Genomic DNA, 16675 nt, shown 5'->3' with positions numbered 1-16675 from the left:
CGCTGCCTCCAGGCGCTCTCGACCAATCGCCCAGGCGCGCGGCATTCACATCTTCTCGGAGCCGCTCCCCGGTGGTGGCTCCACCTCAGCGCCAGTCACGGCCCGCCATCACCGTAGTGGACAGGCAGGGCGGCGCGAGGGGTCTCCTCGGCTCGTCGCGTCCGGCGCCGACCGCAGGGCGCGGGGAATTCTGTACGCCGTGTGTAGGGTGCAGCAGTTTCGTGACGACGCAACAGCTGCGCAAGAATTGCGTTAATCTTGCGCACATGACGCGACGACTTGCTCAAGTGGCGCAGAAGGTGGGGGTCAGCGAGGCCACCGTCAGCCGAGTCCTGAACAACAAGCCGGGAGTCTCCGAGGCCACGCGCCAGTCGGTGCTGTCGGCCCTGGACGTGCTCGGCTACGAGCGCCCGACACAACTGCGGGGCGAGCGGGCCCGGTTGGTGGGTCTCGTACTCCCCGAACTGCAGAATCCGATCTTCCCCGCCTTCGCCGAAGTCATCGGGGGGACCCTCGCGCAGCAGGGGCTCACCCCGGTGCTGTGCACCCAGACCAAGGGCGGCGTCTCGGAGGCGGACTACGTCGAGCTGCTGCTCGAACAGCAGGTCTCGGGCGTGGTGTTCGCGGGTGGTCTGTACGCCCAGGCCGACGCGCCGCACGAGCACTACGCCCAGCTCGCCGCCCGCAAGATCCCGGTGGTCCTGGTGAACGCGGCGATCGAGGATCTCGGTTTCCCCGCGGTCTCCTGTGACGACGTCGTCGCGGTCGAGCAGGCCTGGCGCCACCTGGCCTCGCTCGGGCACGAGCGCATCGGCATCGTCCTCGGCCCGGCGGACCACATGCCTTCGCAGCGCAAGCTTGCGGCGGCCCGCACGATCGCCGCGGACTCGGGCAGTCCGCTGCCCGACGAACACGTCGCACGCGCCATGTTCTCGCTCGAGGGCGGGCAGGCCGCGGCCGCGCGCCTGCTGGAGCGCGGCGTCACGGGGATCGTCTGCGCCAGCGACCCCATCGCCCTCGGCGCGGTGCGTGCCGCCCGGCGCCGGGGCCAGTCCGTCCCCGGGGACGTCTCGGTGGTCGGCTACGACGACTCGGCGTTCATGAACTGCACGGAGCCACCGCTCACCACGGTCAGGCAGCCCATCGAGGCGATGGGCCGGGCCGCGGTCGAGCTGCTCTCCGCACAGATCGTCGGCAGTGCCGTACCGCCCGAAGAGCTGCTCTACGAACCGGAGTTGGTGGTCCGGGGCTCCACGGGTCAGGCGCGGCGCACGGCCCCGTAGGCGCCCCGCCCGCCCGGGGCACGGACCCGGCTCCCGGAATTCACGAGCGGACGCCTCGCTGTCAATCTTTTGCGAAATCTGCTCGATATATTGCGTTCGGCTGGTGGTGGTGCTTGAGTGAGCGCCGCCACAGCGAGTCGCTGTGGGCTCCCACGCGTCCAGAGGGGTCCACCCATGACAAGTTCAGGGTTCCGACGTACCTGCACGGCCGTCACCGCCACCGCCATCGCCATCGGCGGCCTCGCCGCCTGCGGCTCCGGAGGGGACGGCGGCTCCGGCGGCAAGACCAAGATCTCGATCAACTGCATGCCGCCGAAGAGCGCCAAGCTCGACCGCAAGTTCTTCCAGGAGGACGTCAGGACGTTCGAGAAGGGGAACCCTGACATAGACGTCGATCCGCACGACGCGTTCCCCTGTCAGGACCCGAAGACGTTCGACGCCAAACTGGCCGGCGGCCAGATGGAAGACGTGTTCTACACGTACTTCACCGACGCCAAGCACGTCGTCGACATCAACCAGGCCGCGGACCTGACCCCTTACGTGAAGGACCTCAAGGGGTACAAGGACATCAAGCAGGAACTGAAGGACATCTACACCGTCGACGGCAAGGTGTACGGCATCCCGCGCACCAACTACTCGATGGGCCTGATCTACAACAAGGCACTCTTCAAGGAGGCCGGCCTCGACCCCGACAAGCCCCCGGCCACCTGGGACGAGGTCCGCACCGCGGCCAAGAAGATAGCCGCGCTCGGCAAGGGAACGGTCGGATACGCCGACTACAGCGCCCAGAACCAAGGCGGCTGGCACTTCACCGCCGAGGTCTACTCGCAGGGCGGCGACGTGGTCAGCAAGGACGGCAAGAAGGCCACCGTGAACACCCCGGAGGGCAAGGCCGTCCTGCAGACCCTCAAGGACATGCGCTGGAAGGACCGTTCGATGGGCAGCAAGCAGCTGCTGATCCTCAACGACGTCCAGCAGATGATGGGTTCGGGCAAGCTCGGCATGTACCTCGCCGCCCCCGACAACATTCCGATCCTGGTCCAGGAGAAGGGCGGCGACTACAAGGACCTCGCCCTGGCCCCCATGCCGGGAGGTGAAGGCACCCTCCTCGGCGGTGACGGCTACATGTTCAACAAGAAGGCCTCGCCGGAGCAGATCAAGGCCGGTCTGAAACTGCTCGACGAGATGTTCCTGACCCCGGGCAAGGGCTTCAACTTCGACTACGCGCGCGACAAGAAGAACGACGCCCCCGTCGGCCTGCCCGAACCCCGCCTCTGGACCGGCACGTCCGACGCCGAGGACCAGAAGGTCAAGGAGAAGTACGCGAACGTCCCGGTCGAGAACTACAAGGCCTTCCTGGACGGCAACGAGAACCTCGACCAGAAGATCGAGCCGCCGAAGGCCCAGCAGATCTACTCCGTGCTCGACGGTGCCGTGTCCGCTGTCCTCACCAAGCAGGACGCCGACATCGACAAGCTCCTCAAGGAGGCTTCCGGCAAGATCGACGGCATCCTGGCCCGGGGCTGACGCACGATGAAGACCGTATCGATTCATGAGTCCGCGCGCTCCGGTGATGCCGGGGCAGGGCCGCCCGCCGCAGGTCGGCCGGGCGGTCCCGCCCCGACCCCGGGGCCCGCGAGCCGCCGCCGGCCGCTGCGCCGCAGAATCGCCGACCAGTCGCGGGCCTACGCCTTCCTGCTCGGCGGACTGCTCTGCTTCGCGCTGTTCTCCTGGTACCCGGCCGTACGCGCGGTGATCATCGCGTTCCAGAAGTACACGCCGGGCTCCGACCCGGAGTGGGTGGGCACGGCCAACTTCACCCGGGTGTTCCAGGATCCCGAGTTCGGAGCGGCCTGGCGCAACACTCTGACGTTCACCCTGCTCGCCCTGCTCATCGGCTTCGCCGTCCCGTTCGTGATGGCACTCGTGCTCAACGAACTGCGGCACGCCCGGGCGTTCTTCCGGGTGGTCGTCTACCTGCCGGTGATGATCCCGCCCGTGGTCAGCGCACTGCTGTGGAAGTGGTTCTACGACCCGGGCGCCGGCCTCGCCAACGAGACGCTGCGCTTCCTGCACCTACCGACCTCGAACTGGTCGAACGGCGCGGACACCGCCCTCGTATCGCTGGTCATCGTGTCCACCTGGGCCGCCATGGGCGGCACGGTACTGATCTACCTCGCCGCACTGCAGGGCATCCCGGGCGAGCTGTACGAGGCGGCGGAGCTCGACGGGGCGAACCTGTGGCAGCGGGTCCGACACGTCACCATCCCGCAGACGCGCTTCATCATCCTGATGCTGATGCTCCTTCAGATCATCGCCACCATGCAGGTGTTCACCGAGCCGTTCGTGATCACCGGAGGCGGACCGGAGAACTCGACGGTCACCGTCCTCTACCTGATCTACAAGTACGCCTTCCTCTACAACGACTTCGGCGGTGCCTGCGCGCTCAGCGTGATGCTCCTGCTGCTGCTCAGCGCGTTCTCCGCGATCTATCTGCGGTTCACGCGATCCCAGGAGGACGCCGTATGACCCCGCCCTCGTCCGCCACCCGCACCCTCGTCTCGCCGCTCGCGCTCGCCAAACGGCGCGGGAAGGCCGCCTACTGGGGCGTGTTCACCGGGGTGGTGCTCCTCTTCGCCGTCGCGTTCCTGTTCCCGGTGTACTGGATGGTCACCGGTGCGATGAAGTCGCCGGACGAGCTGGTGCGCACGCCCCCGACCCTGGTGCCCGACTCCTGGCACGTGAGCGGCTACACCGACGCCTGGGACCTGATGCGGCTGCCCACGCATCTGTGGAACACGGTGGTCCAGGCGAGCGGTGCCTGGATCCTGCAGATCGTGTTCTGCACGGCCGCCGCCTACGCGCTGTCCAAACTCCGGCCCGTCTTCGGCAAGGTGATCCTCGGCGGCATCCTCGCCACCCTGATGGTGCCGGCGCAGGCCCTGGTCGTACCGAAGTACCTGACGGTCGCCGACCTGCCGATCCTGCACATCAGTCTGCTCAACGACCCCATGGCGATCTGGCTGCCCGCCGTGGCCAACGCCTTCAACCTCTATCTCCTGAAGCGGTTCTTCGACCAGATCCCGCGCGACGTCCTGGAGGCGGCCGAGATCGACGGGGCAGGACGGCTGCGCACGCTCTGGTCCATCGTGCTGCCGATGTCGCGGCCCGTGCTCGGGGTGGTCTCCATCTTTGCCCTCGTCGCCGTCTGGCAGGACTTCCTCTGGCCGCTGATGGTCTTCTCCGACACCTCGAAACAGCCGATCAGCGTGGCGCTCGTCCAGCTCACCCAGAACATCTCCCAGACCGTGGTGATCGCGTCCATGGTGATCGCCTCGATCCCCATGGTGGTCATGTTCCTGGTCTTCCAGCGCCACATCATCGCCGGCATCAGCGCGGGCAGCACCAAGGGCTGACCCCGACAGGCCCGGTGGCCGCACACCTCCGGGCCGGCCCCGGCAGCTCCCTCAACCGGCACAACGAAAGGTTCGCACCGTGGGACAGCCCTCCCCTGCCCGGAACAACGTGGAACGGGACGACTGGTGGCGCTCGGCCGCCATCTACCAGGTGTACGTCCGCAGCTTCGCCGACGGCGACGGCGACGGCACGGGGGACCTGGCGGGCGTCCGTGCCCGGCTCCCGTATCTGAACGAACTCGGCGTCGACGCCCTGTGGTTCAACCCCTGGTACCTGTCCCCGATGGTCGACGGCGGATACGACGTCACCGACTACCGCGTCATCGACCCCGCCTTCGGCACGGTCGCCGAGGCCGAGAAACTGATCGCCGAAGCCCGGGCGCTCGGCATACGCACCATCGTCGACGTCGTCCCGAACCATGTCTCGGACCAGCACGCCTGGTTCCGGGCCGCGCTCGCTGCCGGGCCGGGCAGCCCGGAGCGCGACCTGTTCCACTTCCGGCCCGGCCGCGGGGAGAACGGCGAACTGCCGCCCAACGACTGGCCGTCCCAGTTCGCACCGACGGCGTCCACCTGGACCAGGGTCCCGGACGGCGAGTGGTACCTGCACCTCTTCGCACCCCAGCAGCCCGACCTCAACTGGGCGCATCCCGCCGTCCGTCAGGAGCACGAGGAGGTCCTGCGCTTCTGGTTCGACCGAGGCGTGGCAGGCGTACGCATCGACTCGGCCGCGCTGCTCGCGAAGGACCCCGAACTCCCCGACTTCGTCGAGGGGACCGACCCGCACCCGTTCATCGACCGGGACGAACTCCACCAGATCTACCGCTCGTGGCGGGCGATCGCCGACGAGTACGGCGGGGTCTTCGTCGGCGAGGTGTGGCTCCCCGACTCCGAGCGCTTCGCCCGTTATCTGCGGTCCGACGAACTGCACACCGCCTTCAACCTGGCCTTTCTGAGCGCCCCTTGGGAGCCAGCCCGGCTGCGCAAGGTCATCGACGAGACCCTCGCCGAGCATGCGCCGGTCGGGGCCCCGGCCACCTGGGTCCTGTGCAACCACGACATCACCCGCACGGTCACCCGCTACGGACGGGCGGACAGCGGATTCGACTTCGGCGCCAAGGAGTTCGGCACACCGAGCGATCTGGCGGTCGGCACCCGAAGGGCGCGGGCCGCGGCCCTGCTCACCCTCGCGCTGCCGGGCTCGGTCTACGTCTACCAGGGCGAGGAGTTGGGCCTGTACGAGGCGGAGATCCCGCTGGACCGCATCCAGGACCCGATGCACTTCCGGTCCGAAGGCCGGGACCCCGGCCGGGACGGGTGCCGGGTGCCCCTGCCCTGGCGGGCCGAGGCCCCGCATGCCGGGTTCGGCACCGATGCCGCCGCCGAACCCTGGCTGCCGCTGCCCGACGACTGGGCCTCGTACTCCGCCGACCTGCAGGGCCAGGACCCGGAGTCGATGCTCGCCCTGTATCGCGAGGCGCTCAGGCTGCGCCGCACCTCGCCCGGGTTCGGCGACGGGGCGCTGCGTTGGCTTCCGTCCCCGCCCGAAGTCCTCGCCTTCGAACGACCGGACGGACTGGTCTGCCTGGTCAACCTCGGTGCCGAGGCCGCGGACCTGCCTGCGCACGGCGAACTCCTGCTCTCCAGCGCCCCGTTGACGCCCGACGGCCGCCTGGAGACGGATACGGCGGTGTGGTTGAGGGTCTGACACGGCAGACAAGGACGGGCTGCCCAGCGACGCCACGCAGAGGCCCGGCATCCACGGGGATGCCGGGCCGGGTGGCGTTGCCGCCGGGTGCTCAGGCGTCGGGGATGTCGCTCTTGGCGCGCAGCAGGGTGTCCCTGCTCACGACCACGATCCGCTCGTAGTCCGCACGCGAGGCGTCGGCCGGCAGCTCGGAGTCGAGCTTCGCTGTGGCCTCGGTGCCGATGACGGCGAAGTTGCCGTCGCTGAGCTCGAAAATGTCCGGACACGACTGCCCGGACAGACTGCCTCGCTCACGCGGCGAAGCACCAACACGGCGCACGATCTTCAAGGGGATCCCGGTCCTAGGAGTTTCGGTGGTGCAAACGGGGGTACAGTGCCCCGCGCGCGCGAGCGGCGTCGTCAAGGCGCGCCGGAGTCTAGCCCAACTCGCCATGGGGAAAAGCCATTTGGCCTAGGTCGCGGGGTCCTCGCCTGCGTCCCCCGCGCGGGTCGGTGCGGCTCCGTCCGGTGTCCCGGGCGGCTCGCCCACCACCCACCACTCGTCGGTGTCGGCGTCCTCCAGGTCACGGATCAGGCCGTCGACCAGGAGTCCCAGCTCCACCTCGTCCGAACCGTCCTTCAGGCTTGCCCGGTGATGGCGGGTGGCGTGCCAGTACTGCTGGAACACGGGGCTGCGGCAGATCATCCGAAGGTGTCCGTAGAGCTCCTCGCGGTTGACGATGCCGACGCGCAGAGCGAGCAGGGCGTTGGTGTAGACGGCGTTCGCGAAGAGGTATTGGCGGCGCACCCCGGGATCGAGCGGCTCGTCGTAGGTGTCCAGGACGTCGGCGAGTTCGGGATCGTCCACGGCCTTGCACAGCAGGGTCAACTGAAGACGCTGCTGATGGATCAGGGCGGTGTGCCGATGGTGCTCCTCCGCGGCCGTCAACCGGTCGATCCGCAGGCGGAGTTCGTCGTACTTGCGGTGCTGCGAACGGAACTGCGCCAGCATCCCCGCTACGGCAAGGGTGAGCCCTGCAGCGGTGGCACAGGATCCCCTCAGCCGAATCTGTGTGGCCATGTCAACCCCCGAGTCAGGCGACCGTTCCGCCGGTCGTCGGGTGCGGGTCGACGGAGAGCGGGACCGGCGAGCAGGTGGCGGTGCTCTTGCGTCCTCCAGGATCGCCGAGCGGCGCTGGTCGGCAGGAGGCGGAACGCGGGCGCGCGGAGGTATGCGAATGTCTGGACAACCGGCGCCGTGTCCTGTGTGTGCCCCGTGCGCGCCGCCGACAATCGTGCAGTCGGGCGGGCCCTACCGGCGACGTCCGGGACCGCTGCGCGGGGGAGTGCGCTCGCGGCGGTTCTACCCTGGTCAGGACAGCATGGCAGCGAGGGAAAGGGCGCAGGTGAGCCGGGGACAGACAGCTCAGATTCCGGTGATCGTTCTGGCGGGGTTCCTGGGGTCGGGGAAGACGACGTTGCTCAACCATCTGCTGCGGGGCAGCGGTGGGACCCGGGTCGGAGTCGTCGTCAACGACTTCGGGGCGATCGAGATCGACGCCATGTCCGTGTCCGGTCAGGTCGGTTCGACGGTGTCCCTGGGGAACGGCTGCCTCTGCTGCGCCGTCGACGGCAGTGAACTCGACAGCTACCTGGAGAGGCTGACCCGTCCGTCCGTAGGCCTCGATGTGATCGTGATCGAGGCCAGCGGCCTGGCCGAACCCCAGGAGCTGGTGCGCATGCTGCTCGCCAGCGACAACCCACACATCGTCTACGGGGGCCTCGTCGAGGTCGTGGACGCCGCGGAGTTCGACGCGACCCGCGAACGCCACCCGGAGGTCGAACGCCATCTCGCCCTTGCCGATCTGGTGGTCCTGAACAAGACCGACCGGGTGGGGGAGACGGACCGCGAGCGGTTGCTGCGGTCGGTGACCGGGCTCGCCGACGGTGCTGCCGTGGTGAGCAGCACGTACGGCAGGATCGACCCGGAGCTGCTCTTCGACCGCAGACCGAAGACGGAGCGGCTCGGCCAGCTGTCCTTCGAGGACATGGCGGATGGGGGCGACTCGCCCTGGGAGGGGGCCCACAACGGCCATCTCCATGCCGCCTACGAAAGCGTTTCGTTCGCCACCCGGCAGCCGCTCGGTCCCCGCCGGCTGCTGGACTTCCTGGACCGCAGGACGGAAGGCCTGTACCGGATCAAGGGGTATGTGGACTTCGGCACCCACGACCCGCACAACCGCTATGTGCTCCACGCGGTGGGCCGCTTTCTGCGCTTCTACCCCGAGCCGTGGCCGGACAGTGAAGTGCGCGGTACCGGCCTCGTCCTGATCGGCACCGGCGTGGAAGCCGCGTCCCTCACCAAGGAGCTCGAGGCATGCCGGGACACGGAGCCGCAGGAGCCCCGTGACGACGCGCTGTGGGGTGTCCTGCGCTTCGTACCCGAGGCGGAGTGACCCGGAAGAGCATCTGTCCTGCGACTCTTCTCCGCTCCTGACGACTCCTGCGAGAAGGGGCGAACGGGGCGGGCTCTGTGGCCCGTTCGCCCGCGACACCGCTGTAGCAGCCATCGCACCCATGTGACCGGGAACTTTCGGGTGGAGCCGTAATCCGTGGTGCGGATGTGTGAGGACCGGGACGATGGGCCGAGCAGCCGCGCAGGCCTTACGTCGAAGCTCTGAGCCGACGTCTCGAGCCGACATCCTTAAGCGCAGGCTGGACAGTTCATCGCATACGGGGGAGAACCATGAGGAAGTACTGTACGGCCCGAATCGGTGTCACTGCGCTTCTGATCGCAGGGGCCGGGACGGCGGCCGCCAGCGGGTCCGCCGTTGCCGACCCGTCGTCGGGGGCGGGTCCGCAGTCCTCGGGGGCGGCGGCCCCGGAGGCGAAGGCGTCGTTCTGCGGCGGCGTCGCCGGCATCTACGGCGTCTCCGGCACCAGGAGCTACAAGGGGCGCAACGCCGAACTCTGGACCGAGAAGCTGGAGGACGAGCGGGCCCGCGCCTATGTGGAAGACATCACGGTGGGCGACCGGGTCGAGATCCAGCGGAGCTACAAGAAGTTCAAGATGACCGACAAGCCGCAGCACCCCTCCACCGGCGAGGTGGGCAGTTACGGCCGCTGCCGGAACACGGCCAGCTGGCACGAGGCGTACATCGGCGACTGGATGGCGACGGACGGCGTGCAGTTGCAGATCCCCGGCACGGGACGCAGCTACGCCGTCCGCACCTGCGTCTTCCCGGACGAAGGGGGCAAGGGCTGCACCAAGTGGTTCGTGGACCACAACTAGTCTGCCCACCCACGGGGTCGGGTCCTGCCGGGGCCGCCGCAGCGCCCCGGCAGGACGTCGCGGACCTACACCGGCCCGGCCACCGCGGCGACCGGCTTGGCCAGGGAGACGCCCGAGCCGTCGCGGCGCGGGTCGATCTCCGGGAGTTCCGCCGGATTGCCGTTGCGCTGGGCCGCGCGGGCTGGCACCGGGCCCGCCCAGGCGAACGACAGGCAGTCCTCGCCCTTCAGGAACCGCTGGCAGCGCACGCCGCCCGTCGCGCGGCCCTTGCGCGGGTACTGGTCGAACGGTGTGATCTTTGCCGTCGTCTGCACCGAATCGTCGAGCGTGCCGCGGGAGCCGGCGACCGTGAACACCATGGCGTCCACACCGGGATCGACCGCGGTGAACGAGATCACCTTCGCCCCCTCGGTCAGCTTCACCCCGGACATCCCGCCGGCCGGCCGGCCCTGGGCGCGCACCTGCGCGGCCTGGTAGCGCAGGAGTTGGGCGTCGTCGGTGATGAAGACCAGATCCTCCTCGCCGGTGCGCAGCTCGCAGGCGCCGACGACACGGTCGCCGTCCTTGAGGGTGATGACCTCCAACTCCTCGCGGTGCGACGGGTAGTCGGGTACGACACGCTTCACGACACCCTGTGCGGTGCCGAGTGCAAGACCGGGTGAGGACTCGTCGAGCGTCATGAGGCAGATCAGCGACTCACCGGGCTCCAGAGTCAGGAACTCCGCCACCGGAGCACCGCCCGAGAGTGTGGGCGAACTCGCCGTCTCCGGCAGCTGCGGGAGGTCGATCACCGGAAGCCGCAGCAGCCGCCCCGACGAGGTCACCGCGCCCACCTCGCCGCGCTGGGTGGCCGGCACCGCCGACACGATCACATCGTGCTTGACCCGCTTGGCGTCCTCCTCGAACGGCAGCTCGCCGGTCGCCGTACGGGCGAGCAGTCCGGTGGACGACAGCAGGACCCGGCACGGGTCGTCCGCCACCTCGAGAGGCACGGCCGTGGTGGGCTTGCCCGCCGACTCGAGCAGTACCGTGCGCCGGTCGGTGGCGAACTGCTTCGCCACCGAGGCCAGTTCGGTCGAGACCAGCTTGCGCAGCTCGGCGTCCGACTCGAGGATCCGGGTGAGCTCCTCGATCTCCGCGTTCAGCCGGTCGCGCTCCGACTCCAGCTCGATGCGGTCGAACTTGGTCAGTCGGCGCAGGGGGGTGTCGAGGATGTACTGGGTCTGGGTCTCGCTGAGCGAGAACGCGGACATCAGGCGCTCCTTGGCCTGCGCCGAATTGTCGCTGGAGCGGATCAGCCGGATGACCTCGTCGATGTCGATCAGGGCGACGAGCAGGCCCTCGACGAGATGAAGCCGGGCCCGCTTCTTGCTCCGGCGGAACTCGCTGCGCCGCCGCACCACGTTGAACCGGTGGTCCAGGTAGACCTCGAGGAGCTCCTTGAGGCCGAGGGTGAGCGGCTGGCCGTCCACCAGGGCGACGTTGTTGATGCCGAAGGACTCCTCCATCGGCGTCAGCTTGTAGAGCTGTTCGAGGACGGCCTCGGGGACGAAGCCGTTCTTGATCTCGATGACCACGCGCAGGCCGTGCTCGCGGTCCGTGAGGTCCTTGACGTCCGCGATGCCCTGCAGCTTCTTCGAGCCGACCAGGTCCTTGATCTTGGCGATGACCTTCTCGGGGCCGACGCTGAAGGGCAGTTCGGTCACCACGAGGCCCTTGCGGCGCGCCGTGACGTTCTCCACGGCGACCGTGGCGCGGATCTTGAACGTGCCGCGGCCGGTGGCGTAGGCGTCCTTGATGCCGGCGAGGCCCACGATCCGTCCGCCGGTGGGCAGATCGGGGCCCGGTACGAAGCGCATCAGCGTCTCGAGGTCGGCGCCGGGGTGCTTGATGAGATGGCGGGCGGCCGCGATGACCTCGCCCAGATTGTGCGGCGCCATGTTGGTCGCCATCCCGACGGCGATCCCCGACGAGCCGTTGACCAGCAGGTTCGGGTACGCCGCCGGGAGGGCGACGGGCTCGAGTTCCTGGCCGTCGTAGTTCGGCGTGAAGTCGACCGTGTCCTCGTCGATCGAGTCGGTCATCAGCGAAGTGGCCGAGGCCATCCGGCATTCGGTGTACCGCATCGCGGCGGGCGGGTCGTCGTTGCCCAGCGAGCCGAAGTTGCCGTGGCCGTCGACCAGCGGGACACGCATCGAGAACGGCTGTGCCATCCGCACCAGGGCGTCGTAGATCGACGCGTCACCGTGCGGATGCAGTTTGCCCATCACCTCGCCGACGACACGGGCGCACTTGACGTACCCGCGGTCGGGGCGCAGGCCCATCTCCTGCATCTGGTGCACGATGCGGCGCTGCACCGGCTTCAGGCCGTCCCGCGCGTCCGGCAGGGCGCGCGAGTAGATGACCGAGTACGCGTACTCGAGGAAGGAGCCCTGCATCTCGTCGACGACGTCGATGTCGAGGATCCGCTCCTCGAAATCGTCGGGCGGTGGGGTCTTCGTGCTGCGGCGGGCCATCGCTGCTGCGGCTCCTTCACGTACCTGTGCGGGGCAATCTCCAGTTCTGACGCCGACCATTGTGGACCGAGCCACTGACAACGCGGACCGCGACCCGTCGGATCCGACTCCGGACGACCTCGCGACGGCCGCCGCGCCGGGTGTCCGCGGAGGGCGAACGCCCGGGTCACCGGGGCAGTGGGCGGGTCCTAGCGAGCAGGTGACGAATCCGGGAACTTCGCCAGACGTCGGGGCGGTTGCATACAGTGACAGGGCCGCACGGCAGACGGCAGTCCGACGACGGGGCCCAGCCTGCAGCAGCTTGTCCACCAGCGATCGAAGGGACCACATGCCCATGGGTCACACGGCCACAGCGCAGGCCGGCTCCGGCGGCCTGACAGCGACCGAGCACCGCCTGGCCAACGGCCTGCGCGTGGTGCTCTCCGAGGACCACCTGACCCCGGTCGCCGCGGTCTGCCTCTGGTACGACGTCGGCTCACGTCACGAGGTGGCGGGCCGCACCGGCCTCGCGCACCTCTTCGAGCACCTGATGTTCCAGGGTTCCAAGCAGGTGCAGGGCAACGGCCACTTCGAACTCGTCCAGGGCGCCGGCGGCTCGCTCAACGGCACCACGAGCTTCGAGCGGACGAACTACTTCGAGACCATGCCCGCCCATCAGCTCGAGCTGGCCCTGTGGCTCGAGGCCGAGCGGATGGGCTCCCTCCTCGCCGCCCTCGACGAGGAGTCGATGGAGAACCAGCGGGACGTCGTGAAGAACGAGCGCCGCCAGCGCTACGACAACGTCCCCTACGGCACCGCGTTCGAGAAGCTCACCGCCCTGTCGTACCCCGAGGGCCACCCGTACCACCACACGCCGATCGGCTCGATGGCGGACCTTGACGCGGCGACGCTCGAGGACGCGCGGACGTTCTTCCGGACGTACTACGCGCCGAACAACGCGGTCCTGTCCGTCGTCGGCGACATCGACCCGGAGCAGACCCTCGCCTGGATCGAGAAGTACTTCGGTTCCATCCCGCAGCACGACGGCAAGCAGCCGCCGCGCGACGGCTCACTGCCCGACGTGCACGGCTCCGAGCACCGCGAGGTCATCGAGGAGGAGGTGCCGGCCCGCGCCCTGATGTCCGCCTACCGCCTCCCGGCGGACGGCACGCGCGCGTGCGACGCGGCGGACGTGGCGCTCACCGTGCTCGGCGGAGGCGAGTCCTCCCGGCTCTACAACCGCCTGGTGCGCCGCGACCGCACCGCGGTCGCGGCCGGGTTCGGCCTGCTGCGTCTCGCCGGTGCGCCCTCGCTCGGCTGGCTCGACGTGAAGACCTCGGGCGATGTCGAGGTACCGGTCATCGAGACGGCCGTGGACGAGGAACTCGCCCGGTTCGCCGAAGAGGGCCCCACCGACGAGGAGATGGAGCGCGCCCAGGCCCAGTTGGAGCGCGAATGGCTGGACCGGCTCGGCACGGTCGCCGGCCGCGCGGACGAACTCTGCCGGTACGCCGTCCTGTTCGGCGACCCGCAGCTCGCACTGACCGCCGTCGGGCGGGTGCTCGACGTCACCGCCGACGAGGTCCGTGAGGTCGCCGCGGCCCGGCTGCGCCCCGACAACCGCGCGGTCCTGGTGTACGAACCGGTGGCGGCCGAGGACACCGAAGCGGCCGAGGCCGCCGAAGGCGACGCACAGGAAGACGAGGCGGCCAAGTGACCGACACCGGCATCGACGTGACGATGGACTCCCACCCGCAGCCCCAGGCCGGTACGGCCAAGCCCTGGGCCTTCCCGGCACCGGAGCGCACCACCCTGGACAACGGCCTCACGGTGCTCCGCTGCGACCGCCCCGGCCAGCAGCTCGTCGCCGTCGAGATCAATCTGGACGCGCCGCTCGAGGCCGAGCCCGAGGGCATCGAGGGCGTCGCCACGATCATGGCGAGGGCGTTCTCGGAGGGCACCGACAAGCACTCGGCGGAGGATTTCGCCGCGGAGCTCGAGCGGTGCGGCGCCACCTTCGACGCGAACGCCGGGCACCCCGGCGTACGCCTCTCGCTCGAGGTCCCGGTCTCGCGCCTCGCCAAGGCCCTCGGCCTCGTCGCGGACGCGCTGCGCGCACCGGCGTTCGCCGACAGCGAGGTCAAGCGCCTGGTGCGCAACCGCCTGGACGAGATCCCGCACGAGCTGGCCAACCCGGCGCGGCGCGCGGCCAAGGAACTGTTCAAGGAGCTTTTCCCGGCCGACTCGCGGATGTCGCGTCCGCGCCAGGGCAGCGAGGAGACGGTGGAGCGCATCGACGCCGCGGCGGTCCGCGCGTTCTACGACGCGCACGTGCGCCCGGTGGCCGCCACCGCGGTCGTCGTCGGCGACCTGTCCGGCACCGATCTGGACGCGGTCCTCGCGGACACCCTCGGACAGTGGACCGGCATCGGGGCAGAGTCCCGCCCCGTGCCGTCCGTCACGGCCGACGACACCGGCCGGGTCGTCATCGTGGACCGGCCGGGCGCCGTACAGACCCAGCTGCTCATCGGCCGCACCGGCGCCGACCGGCACGACCGGGTGTGGCCGGCCCAGGTGCTCGGCAGCTACTGCCTGGGCGGCACCCTGACGTCCCGTCTGGACCGTGTGCTGCGCGAGGAGAAGGGCTACACGTACGGAGTGCGTGCCTCTGCCCAGGTGCTCCGTTCGGCCGCGGACGGCACCGGGGTGTCCCTCATCGCGATCCAGGGATCGGTGGACACGGAGTCCACCGGACCGGCCCTGGACGACCTGTGGAAGGTACTGCGCACCGTGTCCGCCGAGGGCCTTGAGGACGCCGAGCGGGACGTCGCCGTGCAGAACCTGGTGGGCGTGGCCCCGCTGCGTTACGAGACGGCCGCGGCCGTCGCGGACACCCTGGCGGACCAGGTCGAGCAGCATCTGCCGGACGACTTCCAGGCGCAGTTGTACCGGCGACTGGCGGAGACCGGCACGGTGGAGGCCACGGCGGCCGCGGTGAACGCCTTCCCGGTCGACCGTCTCGTCACGGTGCTGGTGGGGGACGCCTCGCAGATCGCGGAGCCCGTGAAGGCGCTCGGTATCGGTGAGGTGTCGGTCGTGACGGGCTGACACCGTCGCGGTCCGCTACGACTGCGGACAAGGACACGAAGGGGACCCCGGTGGCGTGTGCGCCGCCGGGGTCCCCTTCGTGTCCTTGTCCGTGAGCGGGGGTCTTCATGTCTGGGGGCCGGGTGGTGTCCGGGGCGTCATCCGATCTCCCAGACACCACAACCAACACCCCGTTATGTCCGTATTGCAGGAGTGTCGCCGGTTGTGTCCTGTGGCATCCGCTACAAACTCCTGTCTCCGTTTGTTGATTGAAAGATGTCCCGTTTAGCGTCGGTCCGGCTGTTCGCCAGGCATGCGCCGCAACCGCGGCACCGGACAGTCATCGCCGAGTCCCCGTACGGCGCGAGCCAGGGGAGCCGGGGACCCAACTCTCCCCAGCCGCACCACAGTTGCGGCCCGAGAGGCACGATCCCTGGGGTGAATCGGATGCCCCGTCAGGGGTGCCCGTAGGAGACCTTCCTGCTCCGAACCCGTCAGCTAACCCGGTAGGCGAGAAGGAAGGAAAGGATCCCGCCGCTTCATGGCTTTCCCCCGTGCCACCGGGAAGCACCGCCGTCCCAGCCGCCTCACCCGCAAGGGCGCCGGCGTCGTGGGCGTAGCGGCCCTGGCGACCACCGGCGTCGTCGGCACCCTGGCCGCTCCGGCCCTCGCCGCCGACAGCAGCAGCACCACCGCCGACAAGTCGGTCCTGAACGAGGCCGTCTCCGTGGACGGCGCCGTCGTCCAGCACATCGCCGCACAGGCCGGTGCCCAGGAGGAGGCCGCCGACCGCGCCGCCGCCAAGGCCGCCGCCGAGAAGAAGGCCGCCGCCGAGGCCAAGCGCAAGGCGGAGGCGAAGCGCAAGGCCGAGGCGCGCGCCGAGAAGGAGCGCGCGGTCAAGGCGCGTGCCGCACGTGAGGCCGAGCGCAAGCGCCTCAACGCCTACACCGCCCCGGTCAGTGGCTCCTACGTGTCCACCGGCTACCAGACCGGCGGAGCCATGTGGTCCTCCGGCAGCCACAGCGGCATCGACTTCCACGCGGCCTCCGGCACCTCCGTGATGTCCGTCGGCCGCGGCACGGTCGTCGAGGCCGGCGACGGCGGCGCGTACGGCAACCAGATCGTGATCAAGATGAACGACGGCACGTACACCCAGTACGGGCACCTCTCGTCCATCGGCGTCTCGGTCGGGCAGTCCGTCACGCCGGGCGAGCAGATCGGCGTCTCCGGTGCCACCGGCAACGTCACCGGCCCGCACCTGCACTTCGAGGCCCGTACCGGCCCGGACTACGGCGCGGACATCGACCCCGTCGCGTACCTGCGCTCGCACGGCGTCAACGTCTGACACCTGCCGCCGGGCACCGTCCTCCGTGACGGATGCCCGACCCCAGAACACCGAAGGCCCCGGATTCCCC

13 protein-coding genes and 2 riboswitches are annotated in these 16675 nt (G+C 69.5%); of the genes, 10 read left to right on the top strand and 3 right to left on the bottom strand.

Annotation, left to right across the window (positions count from 1 at the left end):
* Positions 1–21 precede the first annotated feature (21 nt).
* Positions 22–109, bottom strand: a riboswitch (ZMP/ZTP riboswitch).
* Positions 110–266: 157 nt separating this feature from the next.
* From DSC45_RS30730 to DSC45_RS30710, 5 genes are all read left to right on the top strand, one after another.
* Positions 267–1283 (top strand): LacI family DNA-binding transcriptional regulator, encoded by a 1017-nt coding sequence (locus tag DSC45_RS30730; RefSeq protein WP_119295274.1) that lies wholly within the window; start codon positions 267–269, stop codon positions 1281–1283.
* A gap of 174 nt (positions 1284–1457) precedes the next feature.
* Positions 1458–2810 (top strand): ABC transporter substrate-binding protein, encoded by a 1353-nt coding sequence (locus tag DSC45_RS30725; RefSeq protein ID WP_119295273.1) that lies wholly within the window; start codon positions 1458–1460, stop codon positions 2808–2810.
* Positions 2811–2816: 6 nt separating this feature from the next.
* The gene (locus DSC45_RS30720) at positions 2817–3812 is read left to right on the top strand and encodes a carbohydrate ABC transporter permease (RefSeq protein WP_119295272.1); all 996 of its coding nucleotides are present in this window, start codon (positions 2817–2819) and stop codon (positions 3810–3812) included.
* Positions 3809–4699: a carbohydrate ABC transporter permease gene (locus DSC45_RS30715; protein ID WP_119295271.1), complete on the top strand. Its 891-nt coding sequence runs from the start codon at positions 3809–3811 to the stop codon at positions 4697–4699. Before DSC45_RS30720 ends, DSC45_RS30715 begins: the two co-directional genes overlap by 4 nt.
* Positions 4700–4778: 79 nt before the next feature.
* Positions 4779–6407, top strand: a complete 1629-nt coding sequence (locus DSC45_RS30710) for a glycoside hydrolase family 13 protein (protein ID WP_119295270.1) — start codon at positions 4779–4781, stop codon at positions 6405–6407.
* Between the two features lie 91 nt (positions 6408–6498).
* Here the strand turns inward: DSC45_RS30710 and DSC45_RS30705 are convergent, their stop codons facing one another.
* Together DSC45_RS30705 and DSC45_RS30700 are read right to left on the bottom strand one after the other, a co-directional pair.
* On the bottom strand, positions 6499–6735 hold the full coding sequence (locus DSC45_RS30705) for a hypothetical protein (RefSeq protein ID WP_119295269.1): 237 nt from the start codon (positions 6733–6735) through the stop codon (positions 6499–6501).
* Positions 6736–6858: 123 nt separating this feature from the next.
* Positions 6859–7467, bottom strand: coding sequence for a DUF6082 family protein (locus DSC45_RS30700; RefSeq protein ID WP_119295268.1), 609 nt, complete (start codon positions 7465–7467; stop codon positions 6859–6861).
* Between the two features lie 301 nt (positions 7468–7768).
* Here DSC45_RS30700 and DSC45_RS30695 point away from each other — a divergent pair, with 301 nt between their 5' ends.
* Together DSC45_RS30695 and DSC45_RS30690 are read left to right on the top strand one after the other, a co-directional pair.
* Positions 7769–8842 (top strand): CobW family GTP-binding protein, encoded by a 1074-nt coding sequence (locus DSC45_RS30695; protein WP_119295267.1) that lies wholly within the window; start codon positions 7769–7771, stop codon positions 8840–8842.
* A 290-nt stretch (positions 8843–9132) separates the two neighbouring features.
* Positions 9133–9678, top strand: coding sequence for a hypothetical protein (locus tag DSC45_RS30690; RefSeq protein ID WP_119295266.1), 546 nt, complete (start codon positions 9133–9135; stop codon positions 9676–9678).
* Positions 9679–9743: 65 nt separating this feature from the next.
* On the opposite strand, the gene DSC45_RS30685 is transcribed toward DSC45_RS30690, so the two are convergent.
* Positions 9744–12194, bottom strand: a complete 2451-nt coding sequence (locus tag DSC45_RS30685; RefSeq protein ID WP_119295265.1) for a DNA gyrase/topoisomerase IV subunit A — start codon at positions 12192–12194, stop codon at positions 9744–9746.
* A 328-nt stretch (positions 12195–12522) separates the two neighbouring features.
* On the opposite strand from DSC45_RS30685, the gene DSC45_RS30680 reads away from it, so the two are divergent.
* From DSC45_RS30680 to DSC45_RS30670, 3 genes are all read left to right on the top strand, one after another.
* On the top strand, positions 12523–13890 hold the full coding sequence (locus tag DSC45_RS30680) for a M16 family metallopeptidase (protein ID WP_119295264.1): 1368 nt from the start codon (positions 12523–12525) through the stop codon (positions 13888–13890).
* Between the two features lie 23 nt (positions 13891–13913).
* Entirely contained in the window at positions 13914–15281 is a 1368-nt protein-coding gene (locus tag DSC45_RS30675; protein WP_119295351.1) for a M16 family metallopeptidase, read from the top strand.
* Between the two features lie 313 nt (positions 15282–15594).
* Positions 15595–15788: riboswitch (cyclic di-AMP (ydaO/yuaA leader) on the top strand.
* 13 nt (positions 15789–15801) lie between these two features.
* Entirely contained in the window at positions 15802–16605 is an 804-nt protein-coding gene (locus DSC45_RS30670; protein ID WP_119295263.1) for a M23 family metallopeptidase, read from the top strand.
* Positions 16606–16675: the final 70 nt, after the last annotated feature.

Source organism: Streptomyces sp. YIM 130001 (genome assembly GCF_003574445.1).
Lineage (GTDB): Bacteria > Actinomycetota > Actinomycetes > Streptomycetales > Streptomycetaceae > Streptomyces.
This window is presented reverse-complemented; position numbering and strand designations above follow the sequence as displayed.